The organism is Pseudomonas sp. PVC-5-1, from assembly GCF_057444345.1.
In genome coordinates, this window is the sequence record NZ_CM172024.1 from 274,134 (window position 1) to 293,611 (window position 19,478).

Below are 19,478 nucleotides of genomic sequence, written 5' to 3' on the forward strand. Positions count from 1 at the left end.
GGAGGGGCCTACTTTTTTTGGGCGTTTCTGGCATAATCCGGCCACTTTTTTCGCTGTAGTAGTTTTTTCAAGACAACTACAAAACGTTTGGAGCACTCGGCCTCGGGCCGGATGGGGTATCTCATGACGCAAGCCAAAAACACCGTGTACACCGACCTGAGCGTCGATGAGCTGGTAAAAGAAGCGCTGCAACGCGGTGAAGGCGTACTAGCCGATACTGGCGCACTGGTCGTGGAGACTGGTCACCGTACAGGCCGTTCGCCGGCTGACCGTTTCATCGTCGAAGAACCTTCCACCCAGGATGCCATTGCCTGGGGCCCGATCAACCGCAAGTTCCCGGCCGACAAGTTCGATGCCCTGTGGGACCGCGTCGAGGCGTTCAACAACGCCCAGGATCACTTCGTTTCCTACGTTCACGTAGGGGCGGCCGCCGAGCACTACCTGCCGGTGAAGATGACCACCCAGACTGCCTGGCAGAACCTGTTCGGTCGTTGCCTGTTCATCAACCCGGAGCAGTACAACCCGGCTGGTCGTGGCGAGTGGCAGGTCCTCAACGTCGCCAACTTCGTGTGCGAGCCTGAGCGTGACGGCACCAACTCCGATGGTTGCGTGATCATCAACTTCGCTCAGAAGAAGGTTCTGATCGCTGGCATGCGCTACGCCGGCGAAATGAAGAAAGCCATGTTCTCGGTACAGAACTTCCTGCTGCCGGCTGCCGACGTACTGCCGATGCACTGCGCCGCCAACATCGGCGAAGCAGGCGATGTAACCCTGTTCTTCGGCCTGTCCGGCACCGGCAAGACCACCCTGTCGGCCGACGAAAGCCGTTACCTGATCGGTGACGACGAGCACGGCTGGGGCGAGGGCGTGGTCTTCAACATCGAAGGCGGCTGCTACGCCAAGTGCATCGACTTGTCCGAGAAGAACGAGCCGGTCATCTGGAAAGCCATCAAGCATGGCGCCGTGCTGGAAAACGTCGTTCTCGACGCCAACAAGCACGCCGACTACACCGATGTCAGCCTGACCCAGAACAGCCGTGCGGCCTACCCGCTGGAGCACGTTGCCAAGCGTTCCGAAGCGAACCTGGGCGGCGAGCCGAACGCAGTCATCTTCCTGACCTGCGACCTGACTGGTGTACTGCCGCCGGTTTCGATCCTGAACAACGAGCAGGCGGCCTACCACTTCCTGTCCGGCTACACCGCGCTGGTCGGTTCCACCGAAATGGGTTCGGGCAGCGGCATCAAGTCGACCTTCTCCACCTGCTTCGGCGCCCCGTTCTTCCCGCGCCCGGCTGGCGAATACGCCGAGCTGCTGATCAAGCGTATCAAGGGCTTCGACTCGAAGGTCTACCTGGTCAACACCGGCTGGACCGGCGGTGGCTACGGCGTTGGCAAGCGCTTCAGCATCCCGACCACCCGTGCCGTGATCGCTGCGATCCAGAGCGGCGCGCTGATCGGTGCCGAAACCGAGCACCTGGACATCATCAACCTGGACGTGCCTAAGGCCGTTCCAGGCGTTGATACCGTGCTGCTCAACCCGCGCACCAACTGGGCTGACAAGGCTGCCTACGACGAGGCCGCCAAAGGCCTGGCCAAGCTGTTCATCGAAAACTTCAAGAAGTTCGAAGTTTCCGACGCCATCAAGGCCGCTGGCCCGCAGCTGTAAGCTGCACCCGCCTGCAACGAGAAAGCCGCCTCTTGGGGCGGCTTTTTTGTTTTCTGATTCCCGGCGAGTGCAGTCTCTTGTAGGAGCGGCCTTGTGTCGCGATGGGCTGCAAAGCAGCCCCGGCAATTCAGGCATGGAAGCTGAAACCCCCGGGGCCGCATTGCGGCCCATCGCGACACAAGGCCGCTCCTACAGAGGATCGTGACCCGCGAAGAGGCCGGCACAAGCAGCGGGAAACCGGTTTTTCTGTTTCACTGTCAGCATTCATTGCGAAGACAAGAGCCAGCCAGATGACCGAATCCCCTCAGCGCACTGCCTTCTCCCACTTCCACCCCATCCTCACTCGCCCCCAGGACAATGACCTGAATGGCCACGTCGCCGGTGCCACCGTGCATGGCTTTTTCGAAACCGCCATCCAAGCGTTCCTCGTCGAACAGGCCGAACTGGACCTGCGTGACGGCGAGCTGGCGGCCTTCGTGGTCAGTTCGGCGGCGGATTTCTACGCGCTGCCAGGGTTCCCGGATGTACTGGAAGTGGGGCTGGGGGTGACGCGCCTGGCGGGCAGTACGGTGGAGTACCGCCTGGCCCTGTTCCGCCCAGGGGAGCCGGAGGCGTGTGCGGCAGGCACGGTGGTGCAGGTGTTCATCGATCGCGCCAGTGGCCGGCCAGTGGCATTGCCAGAGACGCTGCAGGTGATCCTGTCTGGTGTAGTGCTGGAACAGCAGGCATAAAAAAGCCCCGCTGGCAGGGGCGGGGCTTTTGTTGCCGGGGCAGGGCCCTCAGGCGTTAGTCGCGCCAGTGGCGCTTGTGCTTGCGATGGCCGTAATGATGGCCGCGGTCCCAGTGGCGGCGGTCGTCGTCATAACCACGACGGTAACGGCGGCCTTCGTGGTAATCGTCTCTGTCGGCCTCCTTACCCATGTAGTTACCCAGTGCGCCACCGGCACCACCGCCGGCTGCCGCGCCAATGTAGCTACCGGTAGTGCCGCCCACGGAGCGGCCGACCACGTTACCGCCTGCTGCGCCCAGCGCGCCGCCGATTGCGGCTTCCCCACGCTGACGCTTGTCGGCACCCAAGGCACCGCCAGCCGCGCCGCCCAGGCCGGCACCAATGGCGCCGCCGGTGCTACCACCGATGGAGTTGCCCACCACGGAGCCCAGTACCCCACCCAATGCGCCGCCAATGCCGGCCTCGGTGGTGCCGCCTGCCATGGCAACGCCGCTGAGCAAGCTGAAAGACAACAACAGTATCGAGGAGTACTTCTTCATCAAGAGAGCCTCATTAGGATGACGGGGCGATTTTTGAGCCTTACAGGCGCGGCTGGCAACGGAAATCCGACGAGTAACACGAGTTGTACACAATTCTCTAACTTACTGTATTTACTGTGAAACTTTATCGTTTTTTCGCTGTCTGAGACCTTTATGACGAAGCCCTGAACCTTGATGGAACAGGGCTTTTTTCGTTTTTGGCGGCACGGCTTCCGGCCTCTTCGCGGTCACGCCCGCGAAAGGGCCAACACCATTCCTACAGGATGCGCCCGTCGTCCCGCGCACGCTCCAGTTTGATGGCAATGAACTTCGACGTCGGCGTATGGCTGCCATCGCCAATGCTTTCCAGCGGCACCAGCGGGTTCACCTCCGGGTAGTACGCCGCCGCCTGCCCGGCCGGGATGTCGAATGCCAGCAGGGTGAAGCCATGCACGCGGCGTACATGCTCATCCCCCCACAACGACACGATGTCGACCTGCTGCCCCGGCTGGAAGCCCAGGCGGATGATGTCGGCTTCGTTGGCGAACAGCACCTCGCGCTGGCCACGCACGCCACGGTAGCGGTCGTCCAGGCCGTAGATGGTGGTGTTGTACTGATCGTGCGAGCGCATCGACTGCATGATCAGGTCTGGCACCTGGCCGCTGGCGCGTACACGCTCGTCGAGCAGCGTGTCGGGCAGCAGGTTGGCCTTGAAGTTCGCGCGGCCGTTGCTGGTATTCCATTCGCGGCTGGCGGCGCTGTTGCCCAGGTAGAAACCGCCCGGCTCGCGCAGGCGCTGGTTGAAGCCGCTGAAGCCGGCGATGGTGTCGCCGATCAGCTCGCGGATACGGTCGTAGTCAGCCACCAGCCAGTGCCAGTCCACGGGCTTCTTGCCCAGGGTGGCGGCGGCGATACCGGCGATGACCGCCGGCTCCGAGCGCATCTGCGTCGACAGCGGCTTCAGCTGGCCATTGGAGGCGTGGACCATGCTGAACGAGTCCTCTACCGTTACCGCCTGTGGCCCTTCTGCCTGCAGGTCGATGTCAGTGCGCCCCAGGCACGGCAGGATCAGTGCCTGCTTGCCGTGCACCAGGTGGCTGCGGTTGAGCTTGGTGCTGATGTGCACGGTCAGCTCGCAGTTGCGCAGTGCCTGGGCGGTGCGCTCGGTGTCCGGCGTGGCTTGGGCGAAGTTGCCGCCCAGGCCGATAAATACCTTGGCCCGTCCGTCGAGCATGGCGTGGATCGCCTCGACGGTGTTATGGCCATTGTGCCGGGGCACGGGGAAGCCGAAGCGCTGCTCGATGGCGTCCAGCAGGGCCACCGGCGGGCGCTCGTTGATGCCCATGGTGCGGTCACCCTGCACGTTGCTGTGGCCACGCACCGGGCACAGGCCTGCGCCTGGCACGCCGATATTGCCGCGCAGCATCTGCAGGTTGACGATTTCCTGGATGGTCGGCACCGAGTGGCGGTGCTGGGTAATGCCCATCGCCCAGCACATGATCACCCGCTTGCCACGGCAGTACATGCGCGCGGCCAGTTCGACATCGGCCAGCGCCAGGCCGGACTGGGTCTGGATGTGCTCCCACGGGGTGGCATCCACTACCGCCAGGTAGTCGTCGACGCCATGGCCATGTTCGGCGATGAAGGCGTGGTCGAAGACTGCCGGTTCGCCGTTGGCCTGGGCTTCGCGTTCCCATTGCAGGACGAACTTGGCCATGCCGCGCAGCAGCGCCATGTCGCCGCCCAAGGCCGGGCGGAAGAATGCGGTGTTGGTCGGCCGGTCGCTGTTGGTCAGCATTTCCAGCGGGTTCTGCGGGTGCTGGAAGCGCTCCAGGCCACGCTCCTTGAGCGGGTTGATACACACCACCTGGGCACCGCGCTTTACCGCATCGCGCAGCGGGTCGAGCATGCGCGGGTGGTTGGTACCGGGGTTCTGGCCCCAGACGAAAATCGCGTCGGCGTGCTCGAAGTCGTCGAAGGTGACGGTGCCCTTGCCGACCCCGACGCTTTGCCCCAGGGCCACGCCGCTGGCCTCGTGGCACATGTTCGAGCAGTCGGGGAAGTTGTTGGTGCCGTAGGCCCGCACGAACAGCTGGTAAAGGTACGCTGCTTCGTTGCTGGCGCGCCCCGAAGTGTAGAACTCGGCCTGGTCAGGGCTGGCCAGATTGTTCAGTTCGCGGGCGATCAGGGTGAAGGCGGCGTCCCAGCTGATCGGCTGGTAGCGGTCGCTGGGAGCGTCGTAGACCATCGGCTCGGTCAGGCGCCCCTGGTACTCCAGCCAGTAGTCGCTCTGCTGCAATAGCGAAGTGACGCTGTAGCGGGCGAAAAAGGCGGCATCGACGCGGCGCTTGGTCGCCTCCCAGTTCACTGCCTTGGCACCGTTCTCGCAGAACTTGACCATGCCGCTTTCCGGCGAGTCGCCCCAGGCGCAGCCGGGGCAATCGAAGCCGCCGTTCTGGTTGGTCTTGAGCAGCGCGCGAATGTTCTTCAGCGCGTTATCGCTGCCAACCCAGGCCTTGGCCACGCTGCGCAGCGCGCCCCAGCCACCGGCGGGGCCGTGGTAGGGCTTGTAGCGAGGGGAGGAGGCTGGGGCGTTGTCCGGGAGGTGTTGGTACGAGGTCACGACTGTTACGACTCCGCCGCTGGGCTGTAGACCCGCGGTGCGCTGTGCTTGGGCAGATGGATAAGGTTGAGGTTGTGCTTGCGCGCCCATTGCAGGGCAAGGCCGGTGGGCGCCGACAGGCTGACCAGGGTCTGGATACCGGCCCGCAGCACCTTCTGGATCAGCTCCAGGCTGCAGCGGCTGGTGACGATGGCCAGGCCACCCTGGCTGTCGATGCCTTGGCGCAGCAAGGCGCCGATCAGCTTGTCGAGGGCGTTGTGCCGGCCGATGTCTTCGCGGCCGAGCAGCAGTTCGCCGTGGCGGTCCATGAACAGCGCCGCATGCACCGCGCCGCAGTGCTGGCCGAGGGGCTGGAAGGAATCGATGCGCTCACGCAGGCCGACCAGCCATTGAGCCGGTGGCAAGGCTGCGCCAGGCAACTTGGCCAGCTCTGGCAGTGCCTGCTCCAGCGCTTCGACTCCGCACAGGCCGCAACCACTGGTGCCGGCCAGCTGGCGGCGTTGGTTTTTCAGGTTCCAGAACGCACGGCTGGAAATCTCCAGGTCGGCGTACATTGCCGAGCCGCTGCCGGAGAGTTTCAGGTCGTAGATTTCCGTTGTGCCTTCGACTATGCCGCTGCCGACACTGAAGCCGACGGCGAAGTCTTCCAGGTCGGTGGGGCTGACCAGCATCACCGCCTGGTTCAGGCCGTTGTAGGCAATGGCCAGGGCCACTTCTTCGGCCAGGGGCGTGCTGTCGCGTCTGGCATCGTTGAGCTGGACGTAATCGTAGGTGTTGCTGGCGGCGGGCATGGTCAAGGGCGATGAGGCCGCGCAGACCGGAGGCTTGCTGTTCATCGGGGCTGACTGTTCATCGGACTATCGGCAACTTTCAGATAGCACAAGCCTAGGCGTGCGGGCCGGCGGCGTCTAATCGCTAGGGTCTATGCCTTGATAGACCGCGTCGATTGGTCGCATGGGGCGCCAGGGGAAAAGCTGGCCTAGACTGCTGTGTCCGAGGTTTCGTCAACAAGGGGAGCGTTATGAGCTTGTTCAGTTTCGTCAAGGAAGCGGGCGAGAAGTTGATCGACCTGCTGACCCCCGGCAATGCCAATGCCGAAGAGCAACTGAAGAAACACGTGGAAAGTGTCGGCCTGGGCAACCCGAATATCACGGCCACTGTAGAGGGAGACACGATCATCCTCAAGGGTGAGGTGGCCAGCCAGGAGGAGAAGGAGAAGATCATCCTGGCGGCGGGTAACGTCGCAGGCGTTGCCAGTGTCGACGACCAGATCACCGTGACCGGGCCGGTGGCCCAGGCCGCGCGGTTCGTGACGGTGGAGAAGGGTGATACGTTGAGCGCCATTTCGAAGAAGGTGTATGGCGACCCCAACAAGTACCAGAAGATCTTCGAGGCCAACAAACCGATGCTCAAGCACCCGGACAAGATCTATCCGGGGCAGGTGTTGCGTATTCCTGACTGATCTCTGCAGCCTGTACCGGCCTCTTCGCGGGCTCGCCCGCTCCCACAGGTACAGCGCCAGCCGTGAATGTGGCGCTGTACCTGTGGGAGCGGGCATGCCCGCGAATGGGGCCTCACAGGCCGACCAATAGCTCCCGGTAATCCTCGACCGCCGCAAACTCTTCGGTATCCCGCGGCCCTGCCTGGCTATCCGGCTGGCGCACCGCCAGCAGATGCCCCACGCCAAACCGTCGCGCACTGCGCAGAATCGCCAGGGTGTCATCGATAAACAGGGAGCGCTCCGGTTCAAAGCCTATGTCCGCCTGCAATGCATCCCAGAACTGCGGGCTTTCTTTCGGGTAGCCGTAGTCATGCGAGCTGATCAGCCGTTCGAAGTAAGGCGCCAGCTCCACCCGCTCCAGCTTCAGTGACAGCGAATCCCGGTGCGCATTGGTGATCATCACCACGCGCTTGCCCGCGTCGCGGATCGCGGCAAGGAAAGTATCGGCATCCGGGCGCAGGGCGATCAGGTCGGCGATTTCCTGTTTCAGCTCACGGATCGGCAGCCGCAGTTCGCGGCTCCAGAAGTCCAGGCAATACCAGTTAAGCGTGCCGGCATTGCGTTCGAACAGCGGCTGCAGTTCCATTTCCGCCATGGCCCGGCTCACCCCGTGCAGCTGCGCATAGCGCTGGGGCAGGTGGTCCAGCCAGAAGCGGTTGTCGTAATGCAGGTCGAGCAGGGTGCCATCCATGTCCAGCAGGACGGTATCGATGGCGGACCAGGGAAGAACAGGCATGGGAAACTCTCGATCAGTCGGCAAGCCACGGTATAGTAACCCGTTCACGCCAAGGAGCCGCCCCATGCGCCAGAAACCCACCGTCCTCAGCCGCGAAATCGTCGCCAGCAGCCGCCTGTTTCGCGTCGAAGCCGTGCAATTGCGCTTCAGCAATGGCAACGAGCGTACCTACGAGCGCCTGGTGGGCCGGGGTAATGGTTATGGGGCGGTGATGATCGTGGCCATGCTCGATGCCGAGCACGCGGTGCTGGTGGAGGAATACTGCGGCGGCACCGACGAATACGAGCTGTCGTTGCCCAAAGGCCTGATCGAGCCGGGCGAGGACGTGCTGGCGGCAGCCGACCGGGAGCTCAAGGAAGAAGCCGGCTATGGCGCTCGCCAGCTGGAGCACCTTACCGAGCTGTCGCTGTCGCCGGGCTACATGAGCCAGAAGATCCAGGTGGTGCTGGCCAGCGACCTGTACGAAGAGCGCCTGGAGGGCGATGAGCCGGAGCCGATGCGGGTCGACAAGGTTAACCTGCGCGAGCTCTCGGCCCTGGCCATGCACCCACAGTTCACCGAGGGGCGTGCCTTGGCGGCGCTGTACCTGGCGCGTGACCTGCTGATTCAGCGGGGGCTGCTGGAAGCATGAACGACCTGCAACTGATGCACGAAGTGGTCAAGCTGGCCCTGTTGGCGGGCGAGGCGATCTTGCCGTTCTGGCGCGCCGATGTGGCCGTGACCAACAAGGCCGACGATTCGCCGGTCACCGCCGCCGACCTGGCGGCGCACCGGGCGATTGCCGATGGCCTGCTGGCGCTGGCGCCGCAGATCCCGGTGCTGTCCGAAGAGGACTGCAACATTCCGCTGGCCGAGCGTCAGGGCTGGAGCCGCTGGTGGCTGGTCGACCCGCTGGATGGCACCAAGGAATTCATCGCCGGCAGCGAGGAGTTCACGGTCAACATCGCCCTGGTCGAAAACGGCGAGGTGGTGTTTGGCGTGGTTTCCATGCCGACCAACGGGCGCTGCTACTTCGGTGGTCGCGGGTTGGGCGCCTGGCGTGCGGAAGCGGGTGAGGCTCCGCAGCCGATCCAGGTTCGCGACGAGCCGCCGGCAGGTGGGCGTTTCACCGTGGTTGCCAGCCGTCGCCATTCCAGCCCGGAACAGGAAGCGCTGTTGGCCGGGTTGGGGGCTGCGTTGGGGGAACTGGAGCTGGCCAATATCGGCAGTTCGTTGAAGTTCTGCCTGTTGGCCGAGGGCAGCGCTGATTGCTATCCCCGCCTGGCACCGACCTCGCAGTGGGATACCGCGGCGGCGCAGGGGGTGGTGGAAGGGGCTGGTGGGGAGGTAATCGGGCTGGATGGCTTGCCGTTCCGGTACCCGGCGCGGGAGTCGTTGCTCAACCCGCATTTCCTGGCGTTGCCGGCAAATGCTGCTTGGCGCGAAGCCTTCCTGAGCCTGATCTGACGATCCAACAGGTACAGCAATCCTTCGCAGCTACGCGGAACCTGTGGGAGCGGGCAAGCCCGCGAACACCGGCGGAGCCGGTGCCGTAGACCGCGGTGCCTGCTTCGCGGGCGCGCCCGCTCCCACAGGGTTCGCGACAGCCTCCCAGTTTCAGCGGTGCAGCACGTACTGGCCGCTGAAGGTAACAGCAGGCTCGTCACTACCGGCATTGCTCACCGTGGTCTCCAGCGTCAACCGTGCCCTCCCGCGGCGCTGGTACATGGTCAAGAACCGCTCCCAGGTCTTTTCATCCGGCGCCGCACAGCGCGCCACAGCCGCCCCGGTAACCGGCAGCGGATAACTGATCTGCCCTTCCTGGATGACGATATGCCCGTCATCGATCCCCAGCTCGCGCAGGCGCAGGTGCAGCCAGCCCCAACCCACCAGCACCGCGGCGCAGTACAGGCTACCGCCGAACATGGTGCTCTTGTGGTTGACGTTGGCCGCCAGCGGCAATTGCAGGTGCAGGGTGTGCTGCTGCCAATCGAGCACTTCCAGGCCCATTTCGCGGGTCAGGGGGATGTCGCCGTGCAGGACGGTCTGCAGGTACTGGCTATCGGTGTTCATTAACGGTTGTCCTCTTGATCGTCATGCCCGCCGCTACCGCCATCGAAGCTCAAGCCATGCTTGCGCAGCTTGTCGTGCAAGGTTTTGCGGGGGATGCCCAGCGCCTCGGCCAGGCTGCGCATGGAGCTGTGTGGCTGGGCCAGTTCGGCAGCGATCAGCGAGCGCTCGAATTGCTCGACCTGTTCGCTGAGGTTGCCGCTCGGCATCGGTACCGAAGGCATTGCCGCAGGCGACGCCTGGCCGTCCAGAGCCAGTTCCAGGCCAAGGGCGAAACGCTCGGCGGCGTTCTGCAGCTCGCGTACGTTACCGGGCCAGTCGTGACGCAGCAGCATGGCGCGCTGGGCCGGCTGCAGGGCGTGTGGCGGCAGGCCATGGCGCTCGCTGGCGGCGTCGGCGAAGTGCTGGAAAAGCACCAGGATGTCATCGCCGCGTTCGCGCAGCGGTGGAATACGCAGCGGCGCCACGTTCAGGCGGTAATACAAATCGGCGCGGAACCGCCCTTGGTCAGCGGACTGGCGCAGGTCCTCCTTGGTCGCGGCGATGATGCGGATGTCCAGCGGGATCAGCTGGTTGCCACCCAAGCGCTCGACCACCCGTTCCTGAAGCATGCGCAGCAGTTTCACCTGCACATCCAGGCTCATGCTCTCGATTTCGTCTAGAAACAGTGTGCCGCCGTTGGCGAACTCGAACTTGCCGATGCGGCGTTTCTGCGCGCCGGTGAACGCCCCGGGCTCATGGCCGAACAGCTCGCTTTCGACCACCGACTCGGCCAGTGCGCCGGCATTGATCGCCACGAACGGCCCGTCGCGGCGGCTGGACAGGTCGTGCAGGGCGCGGGCCACCACCTCTTTGCCGGCACCGGTCTCACCCAGGATCAGCACATCGGCGCGAGTGCCGGCCAAGGCGCCGATCTGCTCGCGCAAGCGCTGCATGGACGGCGACTGGCCCACCAGGCGGGTGGCCAGTTGCTGGCGGTCGCTCAGGGCCAGGCGCAAGCTGCGGTTGTCCAGCACCAGGCGGCGCAGGGCCAGGGCGCGGCGCACGCTGTCCAGCAGGGCGTCGCTGGCAAAGGGCTTTTCCAGGAAGTCGTAGGCGCCGGCGCGCATCGCCTGCACCGCCAGCGGTACATCGCCGTGGCCGGTGATCAACAGCACCGGCAGCTCGTTGTCACGGCCGTGCAGTTGTTCCAGCAGCTGCAGGCCATCAATGCCCGGCATGCGGATGTCGCTGACCACCACCCCGGGCCAGTCGGCCTCGATGCGTTCGGCCAGGCCCTGGGCGTCGGCCAGGGCGACCACCTTGAGCCCGGCCAGGTCCAGGGTCTGGCTCAGGGCCTGGCGCAAGTGCGGGTCATCATCGACCAGGATGACCTGGGCTCGGCTGTCGATCAGTGTCTCGGTGGTCATGCCGAGGGGTCCTCCGAATTGGGCAAAGTAGCGCCAGGCGCGGCCACACGCAGTTGCAGGGTCAGCAGTGCGCCACCTTCCGGGTGGTTGGCCAGCAGCAGTTCACCGCCCAGGGCGCGCATCAGGCTTTCGCAGATGGCCAGGCCCAGGCCCAGGCCCTGGGTGCGGGTCTTGGTGGTGAAGAACGGCTCCTTGGCGTGCTCCAGGGCCTGGCGGCTGAAGCCGGGGCCGTTGTCGCGAATGTACAGGTAGACGCAGTCATCGCGCTGTTCGGCACTTAGCCACAGGCGGCGCGGGTTGGCTTTTTCGGTCAGGGCGTCGAGGGCATTGGCCAGCAGGTTGCCGAGCACCTGGCGCAGGCGGGTCTCGCCGGCCTGTACCCACAAGGTGGCCTCCGGCAGGTCGCGGATCAGCTCCACGGCCATTGCTCGGCGGCGCTTGGCCAGCAGCGCCAGGGCGTCGTCCAGGGCCGGCTGCAGGGCCACGCTCTCCGGGGCATGGCGGTCACGGCGGGCGAAGGCGCGCAGGTGGGCGATGATCGAGGCCATGCGCCCGGTCAGCTCGCCAATCAGCTTGAGGTTGCCGCGGGCTTCTTCGGTTCGCTGGTGGTCGAGCAGGATCTCGGCGTTTTCCGCGTAGCTGCGGATGGCGGCCAGCGGCTGGTTGAGTTCGTGACTGATGCTGGCCGACATGGTGCCGAGCACCGACAGCTTGCCGGCCTGTACCAGTTCGTCCTGGGCGCGCACGGCCTCCTGTTGGGCGTTCTCACGCTCCAGTACGGCGCTCTTGAGCCGGGTGTTCAGGCCTTCGAGGTCGGCGGTGCGCTCGGCCACGCGTTTTTCCAGTTCCTGGCGGCCGCGTGCCTCGAAGTCGATGCGGTCGATGTAGTGACGGCGCCGCTGCATCACCAGGCCAGCCAGCAGTATCAGCACCAGCAGGGTGCCAGCGCCAATGGCCATGACGGTTTGCACCGAACGGTCGACCAGCATGCGCGGGGCGAGGATGCTGACCTGCCATCCGGTTTCCTTGATGTCGCGGGTCTGGCTGATCCAGGCGTCCGGGTTGAGTACCAGCGGTTGCGGGGCTTGGGTCGGGTAGGGCTGGATGGCGATGATGGCCTGGCGCTCGGCCTCGGTCAGCGCACGGGTCGCGCGGAAGCGCCAGTCGGGCCGCGAGGTCAGGATGACCACGCCATTGTGGTCGGTCAGCAACAGCTGCTCGGGGGTGCGGCCCCACAAGGTTTCGGTGTGGTCGAGGTCGACCTTGACCACCAGTACGCCAACGATGCGTTCACGGTCTCGCACGGCGGCGGCGAAGAAGTAACCGCGCTTGGCCGATGTGGTGCCCTGGCCAAAGAAGCGCCCCAGGCGGCCGGCCATGGCTTCGTTGAAATACGGGCGGAAGGCGAAGTTGCGGCCGACGAAGCTGTCACGCTTGTCCCAGTTGGAGGCGGCCAGGGTGTTGCCGCTGACGTCCATCAGGTACATCACCTCGGCGCCGGTCTGCTGGACGATGTCCTTGAGCAGGCGGTTGGCATTGGTCACCGCTTCCAGGCGGAACGGGTCGGCCAGCACCCCGCGCAGTGCCGGCAGGTCGCCGAGTATCTGCGGCAGGGTTTCATAGCGGTGCAGGGTACCGAGCAGGTTGGCGACATACAGGTCGAGGGTCTGGCGGTTCTGCGAGGCCAGTTCTTCCTGGTAGTAACGTTCGGCCAGGTGATGCAGGGGCCACAATAACGGGACCAGGCACACGGCCAACAGGGCCAGGCTGCGCCAGCGGGGACGGCGTGGGGGCGTGGGTTTTGCAATCATCACGTAAATGCGCCAGAAAAGTCTGCCGCAATTATGCGCTAGTTAAGGCAGCAGTTCCGCCTCTGCCAGCGGCAGGCCGAGCTTGTCCTTGTCCGACAGCACCGGTGGCTGCTGCAGCCCCCAGTCGATGGCCAGCGTCGGGTCATCCCAGCGGATGCAGCGGTCGGCGCCCGGGTTGTAGTAGTCGGTGGTCTTGTAGAGGAACTCGGCCGACTCGCTCATCACCGCAAAGCCGTGGGCAAAGCCTGGTGGAATCCATAACTGGCGATGATTGTCGGCCGACAGCTGCACCGCGACCCATTGGCCGAAGGTTGGCGAGCTCTTGCGCACGTCCACGGCAATATCACGGATTTCCCCCTGCACCACGCGCACCAGCTTGCCTTGAGTGTTTTCCACCTGGTAGTGCAGGCCACGCAGCACACCCTTGATGGAGCGCGAGTGGTTGTCCTGGACGAACTCGGCCTTCACGCCGGTTTGCCGGGCGAACTCGCGGGCGTTGAACGCCTCGAAGAAAAAACCACGGCTATCACCGAAAACCTTCGGCTCGATGATCAGTACTTCAGGGATCGTGGTAGGGATGATGTTCATGGCGATTCGCTGGCCCGTTCTGCTCATGTATTGACCCTAGCCGGTCTGGCCGTTTTTTCCGCCTCGGGCTTCAACGGCGTTCACAAGGGCTGGCTATGGTAGATGTCGTGCCGTTTTGCTTCTCGGTCAAGGTTGGGGGTGTATCGATTGTTATCGATTTAATTCCCTTGTCTTCTCATGATTTTCCCGATTATCGGGCTTCAAATATCGATATATATCGGTTATAAATTGACAAACGCCCCAGCACAGTCCGGCTCAGGGCCATCACAGAGGTCAATCATGAAAACCCTCAACTCCACTCCCCGTGCCGATGGTTTCCACATGCCCGCCGAGTGGGCCCCGCAAACCCAGGTGTGGATGGTCTGGCCGGAGCGCCCGGACAACTGGCGCCTTGGCGGCAAGCCGGCGCAGGCTGCCCATGTGACCCTGGCCAAGGCCATTGCCCGCTTCGAGCCGGTAACCGTCGCGGTTTCCGCTGGCCAGTACGAAAATGCCCGCCGCCAGCTCGACCAGCCGAACATTCGCGTGGTCGAGATCAGCAATGACGATGCCTGGGTGCGTGACACCGGCCCGACCTTCGTCATCAACGACCAGGGTGAAGTGCGTGGTGTGGACTGGGGCTTCAATGCCTGGGGCGGCTTCGACGGCGGCCTGTACGCACCGTGGAACCGTGACGAGGAGCTGGCGGCCAAGGTCCTGGAAATGGAGCGCTGCCAGCGCTACCACACCGAAGGCTTCGTGCTCGAGGGCGGCTCGATCCACGTGGACGGCGAAGGCACGGTGATTACTACCGAAGAATGCCTGCTCAATCGCAACCGCAACCCGCACCTGAACCGCGAGCAGATCGAAGCGGTGCTGCGCGATCATCTGGCGGTGGACACCGTGGTCTGGTTGCCGGATGGCCTGTACAACGACGAGACCGATGGCCATGTCGACAACTTCTGCTGTTACGTGCGCCCGGGCGAAGTGTTACTGGCCTGGACCGATGATTCCAACGACCCCAACTATGCACGCTGCCATGCCGCCATGGAGGTGCTGAAGAACACCCGCGATGCCAAGGGCCGCGAGTTCATCGTGCACAAAATGCCGATCCCGGGTCCGCTGTTCGCTACTGCCGAAGAGTGCGCCGGGGTCGATCAGGTGGCAGGCAGCCAGGAGCGTGACCCATCGGTGCGCCTGGCCGGCTCGTACGTGAACTTCCTGATCGTCAACGGCGGCATCATTGCGCCTAACTTCGACGACCCGGCAGATGCCGAGGCCAGAGCGATCCTGGCTAAGATCTTCCCCGACCATGAGGTGGTGATGATCCCTGGTCGTGAGCTGCTGTTGGGCGGTGGCAACATCCACTGCCTGACCCAGCAGCAACCGGCACCGGTCAAGCGTTGAGCGCACGGTGAATCAAGAGGCCCGTCATGACGGGCCTTTTTTATTCGCGAGGGCCGTCCGCAGGCTGGTGCTGGCATAAGTTTTGTATTGTTTTCAGTGAGATAGCTCGGCCATGCCGCGCTCTCGGACCTGTAACAATCCTTACGTAGATTAGCCGCTCACGGGCCAGGGAGTACGTGTAGAAATGAACGCAGCAAGTGAGTCGGCTTTGCGCCCATCGGCAGTGAATCACCAATCGCTCAGGCTTGTGGCGAAGTGGTTGAAACACCATGGAAGCATCAGGGTCAGGACGACCGACCCACGACGTCTGCTTGCCGGACGATACCCCCAAGGGCTGATCAGCGAAGCAGAAATGCAGGCGCTGATGGCGGTGTGGCACTGATCGATTGCTTCAACCTGTGCTGGCCCCTTCGCGGCTAAAGCCGCTCCCACAGGTACCCCACTGGGCTCGATACATGTGGGGTACCTGTGGGAGCGGCTTTAGCCGCGAAGAGGCCGGCACAGGCGCTAGAGATCAGAAGCTGTAGCTGCCAGTCACCACCAGGCTGCGCGGGTCACCCACCTGGATCTGCGCCGCACTGGTTGCCGAGCTGTAATAGGTCTTGTCGGCGATATTGCTCAGCGCCGCCCGTACATCCCAGTCATGCGTGCGGTACCCCGCCAGTGCATCCCAGCGGCCATACCCCGGCAGCACCGTGGTGTTCTGGTTGTCCGCATAACGCTCGCCTACCAACGTCAGGCCGGTTTCGGCGTACCAGCCCAGTTCCGGTTTCCAGGTCACGAACAGGCTACCGTTGCGCTTGGCCACGTCATTGATGCGGTTGCCTTCCTGGCCGTTGTTGTCCTTGACGATGGTCGCGTCCTGCAGGCCGATGCCACCGCGCACGTACCAGTTGCCAACGATGTTGCCGGTGGCGGTCAACTCGATACCGCGCGAACGCTGCATGCCGCTGAGCAAGATGTTTTCCGGGACAAGCGGGTCGCGGGTGCGGCGGTTGTACAGCTCCAGCTCGTAGATGGCCAGGGTGGTGGTCAGGCGCTGGTCGAGCCAGTCGCTCTTCACGCCGATTTCCTTCTGACGGGTTTCTTCCGGCTTGGCGTCGTTACCGTTGCCTTTTGCGCCTGGGGTGATGCCGATCAGCCCGCCGCCAACCGGGGAGAAGGTCTTGCTCCACGAGGCGTAGAACGAATGGTCGCGCCACGGTGTATAGACCACACCAAGGCGTGGGCTGGTGCTGTTGCTGTCCTGTGTTTCGCGCACGCCATCCTTGTTGGTGGTCTGCACGTCGAACTGGTCGAAGCGTACGCCGGCAAGAACCTGCCACTGATCGTTCAGGCGGATCTGGTCTTGCAGATAAAGGCCGCGGCTATCGACCACGGTATGGTTGTCACTAAACAACGTCATTGGGCCATTGAGCTGCTGGTTGCGGCTGGGCTTGCCCAGGCCCTGGAGTTTCTGGTCGACCGCTTTGTACAGCACCGGGTCGCGCTTCTGGTTGCCGAACTCCAGGCCCAGCAACAGCTTGTGCTCCAGGCCCAAGGTGTCGAAGTCGCCCTCGGCCTCCAGGGTGTTGAACAGGTTTCGGGTGTTCAGGTCCTGCTGCCAGCGCTGGCGGGTCAAGGTTTCGGTGCTGGCGTCGTAGCCCGTGACGTAGGTGTTGTCGAACTCACTGTCGAGCTTGAACAGGCCAAGGGTATGGCGCAACTGCCAGGTTTCGTTCAGCTGATAGTTCAGGCGCGAGCGCAGCGACTGGGCGCGGTCGTCGATATAGTCGCGCTGGGTGTCGCCGTAGGTGGTGCTGCGGCCGACATCGGCCGGGCGGCCGTTGACCCCGGGGATGCCTCGGTCCGGGGTGCGGTTGTAGCGGCTGTATTCGTATTGCACCAGCCAGTTCAGGTCGGGGGTGACCTGCCAGCTGATCGACGGGGCGAACAGCTGGCGGCTGCCGTCGATGCCGTCACGGAAGCTGTTGTTGTCCTGGTTGCCCATGTTCAGGCGCAGGCTGACGGTGTCGCTGGGGTCGGCACTGAGGTCGGCATACAGGCTCCGCAGGTCTTCGCTGCCGGCCTGCGCCTCGATGCTCGAACGGCGGCCGTGCTCCGGCGCCTTGCTCACCCGGTTGACGATACCGCCCTGGCTGCCACGGCCATAAAGCACCGCTGCCGGCCCCTTGAGCACTTCGACCCGCTCGATGTTATGCAGGTCGCGGATGTACTGGCTGTCGTCGCGAATGCCGTCCAGGTAGAAGTCGTTGCTGGCTTCGAAGCCGCGGATGCGCACGCTGTCGAAGCGGGTGTCGGCACCGCTGCTGACGTTGGGGATGCCTTCCAGCGCCTTGCCCAGGGTGTTGCTGCCGTAATCCAGCACGTTGACGGTCTTCACCGTGTCGATGGCCTGCGGCACATAGCGTACTGGCGTCGAGGTGCGGGTCGCGGTGCTTACCTCCTTGACCCGCGGGTTGTCCTCTTCGCGCTCACTGTCGGCGGTTACCGACAGTTCCGGCAGGGTGGTGGTGGCGGCACTGGCCAGGCTGGCGCCGAACAGCAGCGACAGGCCAAGCGTCAGGGGTGAAAGACGGCAGGGTACAAGCATGGGCACATCCGGATCGAGCAGGTGAAAAATAGATGCGGATGGTAATGCTTGTTATTTGCTATTGCTTGAGTATTTGTAAAGGCTTGTCATTACATCTGTGTCAGTTTGTTACGGTCTCCACCGCGCCGCGTTTCCCTGTAGGAGCAGCCTTGTGCTGCGAAAGCCCTCACAGGAAATTGTCCGTTCGATCAAAAGGCTATTTCTCACACAAGATAAATTGTCCGCTGATAGCGCAAACCTGCATGGAAATGCACCAGACCCATAGGCAATTTTGGTTATATCAACCTGCATTTCACGACTTTTTGACATTTGTAATCGCACACGGCTAGGATTCGGCCAACGCCTGCTGGCCATGATCTTGGCCATGCTGCTGCCAGAGGCCGCCGTGTGATTACCGGCAGGCCTTCCAGTCTGGATCCGCATAGCGTCGAACCTACGAAGGGGCGTTGGTTCCTGGCGTCATATTGCAGAGCGTTTTTGATTAAGAAATAAGGAAAACAACATGTTGAAAACCAGGATCAGCCTGGTCGCCCTGGCGATGATCGCCGCGACCCAGGCCCAGGCCAATGATCAGGCCGACAGCAAAGGCTTCATCGAGGACAGCCACGCCAACGTCCTGCTGCGTAACGCCTACATCAATCGTGACAAGAAGCACGGCACCGACGACCAGATCGAATGGGGCCAGGGCGTCATCGCCAACTTCTCCTCCGGCTTCACCCAGGGCACCGTTGGTGTCGGCGTCGATGCATTCGGCCTGTACGCCGTGCGTCTGGATGGCGGCAAGGGCCACAACGGTGGCGCCGGTGTCGACTTCTTCAAGCCTTCGGACTTCAAGGACGAGAACGGCAACGCCAACTCGCCGCACAACCTGGCCCGTGGTGGCGCTGCAGTGAAGTTCCGCATCTCCAACACCGTGCTCAAGTACGGTGACCAGATGCCGGCACTGCCAGTGCTGCAGTACGACGACGCCCGTCTGCTGCCAGAAAGCTTCACCGGTACCCTGATCACCTCCAAAGAGATTCAGGGCCTGGAACTGAACGCCGGCCGCTTCACCCAGGAAGCGCGCAAGAGCGCCGAGCGCCGTGACGGTGGTGGCCTGAAGTCGATCAACGTCCTTGGTGGTAGCTACAAGTTCACCGACAACTTCACCGCTTCGCTGTACACCGCCGACAACGAAGACGTGATGAAGAAGCACTACCTGGGCCTGAACTACGTCTTCCCGATTGCCAACGACCAGTCCCTGACCCTGGACTTCAACGGCTACAAGTCGGACATCGACAACAAGTTCGTGAAATCCGCTGGGCTGAACGGCGACTCCAACACCATCTGGAGCCTGGCAGCCACCTACGCCTACGGTGCCCACTCGTTCACCATCGCCCACCAGCGCAGCACCGGCAGCACCGGCTACAACTACGGCTGGTACCAGAACGAGGGTGGCGTGGGTGACGGTGGTTCGACCATCTACCTGGCCAACTCGTACTGGTCCGACTTCAACGCCGAAGACGAGCGCTCCTGGCAGCTGGGCTACGGCCTGGACTTCGGTGCCTACGGCATCCCGGGCCTGACCTACAAGCTTGCCTACGTGGTGGGTGACAACATCAACACCCGCAACGTCGACAACCCGCAGGGCTTCGGTGAAGGTAAAGAGCGCGAGATCTTCAACCAGATCCGTTACGTGGTGCAGGACGGCCCGGCCAAGGACCTGTCGATCAAGCTGCGTAGCTCGTTCGTGCGTACCAACAACGCCGTGCAGCAGAACGGTTACAACGACGACGGCAACGAAGTCCGCGTATTCGTCGAGTACCCGATCAGCATCTTCTGATCCGCAGTTGTTTGCATAAAAGCCTGGGGCCGCGCTGCGGCCCTTCG

At 63.4% G+C, this 19,478-nt stretch carries 16 protein-coding genes; 7 read left to right on the plus strand and 9 right to left on the minus strand.

Annotated features, from left to right (window positions below; all coding sequences use genetic code 11):
- The first annotated feature begins 123 nt into the window (after nt 1-123).
- Both AC2T3R_RS01185 and AC2T3R_RS01190 read left to right on the plus strand, forming a co-directional pair.
- Nucleotides 124-1,665: a phosphoenolpyruvate carboxykinase gene (locus AC2T3R_RS01185; RefSeq protein WP_013970460.1), complete on the plus strand. Its 1,542-nt coding sequence runs from the start codon at nt 124-126 to the stop codon at nt 1,663-1,665.
- Nucleotides 1,666-1,955: 290 nt separating this feature from the next.
- Nucleotides 1,956-2,396, plus strand: coding sequence for an acyl-CoA thioesterase (locus tag AC2T3R_RS01190; protein WP_410952690.1), 441 nt, complete (start codon nt 1,956-1,958; stop codon nt 2,394-2,396).
- Nucleotides 2,397-2,451: 55 nt separating this feature from the next.
- On the opposite strand, the gene AC2T3R_RS01195 is transcribed toward AC2T3R_RS01190, so the two are convergent.
- From AC2T3R_RS01195 to fdhD, 3 genes are all read right to left on the minus strand, one after another.
- The gene (locus AC2T3R_RS01195) at nt 2,452-2,934 is read right to left on the minus strand and encodes a glycine zipper domain-containing protein (RefSeq protein ID WP_025337335.1); all 483 of its coding nucleotides are present in this window, start codon (nt 2,932-2,934) and stop codon (nt 2,452-2,454) included.
- A 256-nt stretch (nt 2,935-3,190) separates the two neighbouring features.
- The gene (locus AC2T3R_RS01200) at nt 3,191-5,536 is read right to left on the minus strand and encodes an FdhF/YdeP family oxidoreductase (RefSeq protein ID WP_486744524.1); all 2,346 of its coding nucleotides are present in this window, start codon (nt 5,534-5,536) and stop codon (nt 3,191-3,193) included.
- Nucleotides 5,537-5,541: 5 nt separating this feature from the next.
- Complete coding sequence (gene fdhD, locus AC2T3R_RS01205) at nt 5,542-6,372, minus strand: formate dehydrogenase accessory sulfurtransferase FdhD (protein WP_486744525.1); 831 nt, start codon at nt 6,370-6,372, stop codon at nt 5,542-5,544.
- 185 nt (nt 6,373-6,557) lie between these two features.
- Here fdhD and lysM point away from each other — a divergent pair, with 185 nt between their 5' ends.
- The gene (lysM, locus tag AC2T3R_RS01210) at nt 6,558-6,998 is read left to right on the plus strand and encodes a peptidoglycan-binding protein LysM (protein ID WP_023661080.1); all 441 of its coding nucleotides are present in this window, start codon (nt 6,558-6,560) and stop codon (nt 6,996-6,998) included.
- Nucleotides 6,999-7,110: 112 nt separating this feature from the next.
- Here lysM and yrfG read toward each other — a convergent pair whose 3' ends face one another.
- Nucleotides 7,111-7,773 carry a GMP/IMP nucleotidase gene (gene yrfG, locus AC2T3R_RS01215; RefSeq protein WP_410952693.1) on the minus strand — a complete coding sequence of 221 codons (663 nt, stop codon included), beginning with the start codon at nt 7,771-7,773 and terminating at the stop codon, nt 7,111-7,113.
- 64 nt (nt 7,774-7,837) lie between these two features.
- Between yrfG and nudE the strand changes: the two genes are divergently transcribed.
- Together nudE and cysQ are read left to right on the plus strand one after the other, a co-directional pair.
- A complete protein-coding gene (gene nudE / locus AC2T3R_RS01220) occupies nt 7,838-8,404 on the plus strand; it encodes an ADP compounds hydrolase NudE (RefSeq protein WP_013970466.1) in 567 nt (188 codons plus the stop codon).
- Nucleotides 8,401-9,219, plus strand: coding sequence for a 3'(2'),5'-bisphosphate nucleotidase CysQ (cysQ, locus tag AC2T3R_RS01225; protein WP_486744526.1), 819 nt, complete (start codon nt 8,401-8,403; stop codon nt 9,217-9,219). Before nudE ends, cysQ begins: the two co-directional genes overlap by 4 nt.
- A gap of 150 nt (nt 9,220-9,369) precedes the next feature.
- On the opposite strand, the gene AC2T3R_RS01230 is transcribed toward cysQ, so the two are convergent.
- From AC2T3R_RS01230 to rfbC, 4 genes are read right to left on the minus strand one after another with little or no spacing between them, the layout of a single operon-like run.
- Nucleotides 9,370-9,825: a thioesterase domain-containing protein gene (locus tag AC2T3R_RS01230; protein WP_486744527.1), complete on the minus strand. Its 456-nt coding sequence runs from the start codon at nt 9,823-9,825 to the stop codon at nt 9,370-9,372.
- A complete protein-coding gene (locus AC2T3R_RS01235) occupies nt 9,825-11,231 on the minus strand; it encodes a sigma-54-dependent transcriptional regulator (protein WP_486744528.1) in 1,407 nt (468 codons plus the stop codon). Before AC2T3R_RS01235 ends, AC2T3R_RS01230 begins: the two co-directional genes overlap by 1 nt.
- A complete protein-coding gene (locus AC2T3R_RS01240; RefSeq protein ID WP_054573394.1) occupies nt 11,228-13,042 on the minus strand; it encodes a sensor histidine kinase in 1,815 nt (604 codons plus the stop codon). The genes AC2T3R_RS01235 and AC2T3R_RS01240 overlap by 4 nt, the downstream gene beginning before the upstream one ends.
- Nucleotides 13,043-13,084: 42 nt before the next feature.
- The gene (gene rfbC / locus AC2T3R_RS01245; RefSeq protein WP_486744529.1) at nt 13,085-13,630 is read right to left on the minus strand and encodes a dTDP-4-dehydrorhamnose 3,5-epimerase; all 546 of its coding nucleotides are present in this window, start codon (nt 13,628-13,630) and stop codon (nt 13,085-13,087) included.
- 279 nt (nt 13,631-13,909) lie between these two features.
- On the opposite strand from rfbC, the gene aguA reads away from it, so the two are divergent.
- Entirely contained in the window at nt 13,910-15,016 is a 1,107-nt protein-coding gene (gene aguA, locus AC2T3R_RS01250) for an agmatine deiminase (RefSeq protein ID WP_486744530.1), read from the plus strand.
- A 514-nt stretch (nt 15,017-15,530) separates the two neighbouring features.
- On the opposite strand, the gene AC2T3R_RS01255 is transcribed toward aguA, so the two are convergent.
- Complete coding sequence (locus AC2T3R_RS01255) at nt 15,531-17,609, minus strand: TonB-dependent receptor (protein ID WP_486744531.1); 2,079 nt, start codon at nt 17,607-17,609, stop codon at nt 15,531-15,533.
- 502 nt (nt 17,610-18,111) lie between these two features.
- Between AC2T3R_RS01255 and AC2T3R_RS01260 the strand changes: the two genes are divergently transcribed.
- Nucleotides 18,112-19,431, plus strand: a complete 1,320-nt coding sequence (locus AC2T3R_RS01260; protein WP_013970474.1) for an OprD family porin — start codon at nt 18,112-18,114, stop codon at nt 19,429-19,431.
- Nucleotides 19,432-19,478 lie beyond the last annotated feature (47 nt).

Excerpts from the sequence above, each read along its gene's own strand:
- AC2T3R_RS01260 (WP_013970474.1), top strand. The coding sequence starts at position 18,112 with ATGTTGAAAACCAGGATCAGCCTGGTCGCCCTGGCGATGATCGCCGCG.
- aguA (WP_486744530.1), top strand. The coding sequence starts at position 13,910 with ATGAAAACCCTCAACTCCACTCCCCGTGCCGATGGTTTCCACATGCCC.
- AC2T3R_RS01230 (WP_486744527.1), bottom strand. The coding sequence starts at position 9,825 with ATGAACACCGATAGCCAGTACCTGCAGACCGTCCTGCACGGCGACATC.
- nudE (WP_013970466.1), top strand. The coding sequence starts at position 7,838 with ATGCGCCAGAAACCCACCGTCCTCAGCCGCGAAATCGTCGCCAGCAGC.
- AC2T3R_RS01235 (WP_486744528.1), bottom strand. The coding sequence starts at position 11,231 with ATGACCACCGAGACACTGATCGACAGCCGAGCCCAGGTCATCCTGGTC.
- rfbC (WP_486744529.1), bottom strand. The coding sequence starts at position 13,630 with ATGAACATCATCCCTACCACGATCCCTGAAGTACTGATCATCGAGCCG.
- yrfG (WP_410952693.1), bottom strand. The coding sequence starts at position 7,773 with ATGCCTGTTCTTCCCTGGTCCGCCATCGATACCGTCCTGCTGGACATG.
- fdhD (WP_486744525.1), bottom strand. The coding sequence starts at position 6,372 with ATGAACAGCAAGCCTCCGGTCTGCGCGGCCTCATCGCCCTTGACCATG.
- cysQ (WP_486744526.1), top strand. The coding sequence starts at position 8,401 with ATGAACGACCTGCAACTGATGCACGAAGTGGTCAAGCTGGCCCTGTTG.
- AC2T3R_RS01255 (WP_486744531.1), bottom strand. The coding sequence starts at position 17,609 with ATGCTTGTACCCTGCCGTCTTTCACCCCTGACGCTTGGCCTGTCGCTG.
- AC2T3R_RS01195 (WP_025337335.1), bottom strand. The coding sequence starts at position 2,934 with ATGAAGAAGTACTCCTCGATACTGTTGTTGTCTTTCAGCTTGCTCAGC.
- AC2T3R_RS01185 (WP_013970460.1), top strand. The coding sequence starts at position 124 with ATGACGCAAGCCAAAAACACCGTGTACACCGACCTGAGCGTCGATGAG.
- lysM (WP_023661080.1), top strand. The coding sequence starts at position 6,558 with ATGAGCTTGTTCAGTTTCGTCAAGGAAGCGGGCGAGAAGTTGATCGAC.
- AC2T3R_RS01240 (WP_054573394.1), bottom strand. The coding sequence starts at position 13,042 with ATGATTGCAAAACCCACGCCCCCACGCCGTCCCCGCTGGCGCAGCCTG.
- AC2T3R_RS01190 (WP_410952690.1), top strand. The coding sequence starts at position 1,956 with ATGACCGAATCCCCTCAGCGCACTGCCTTCTCCCACTTCCACCCCATC.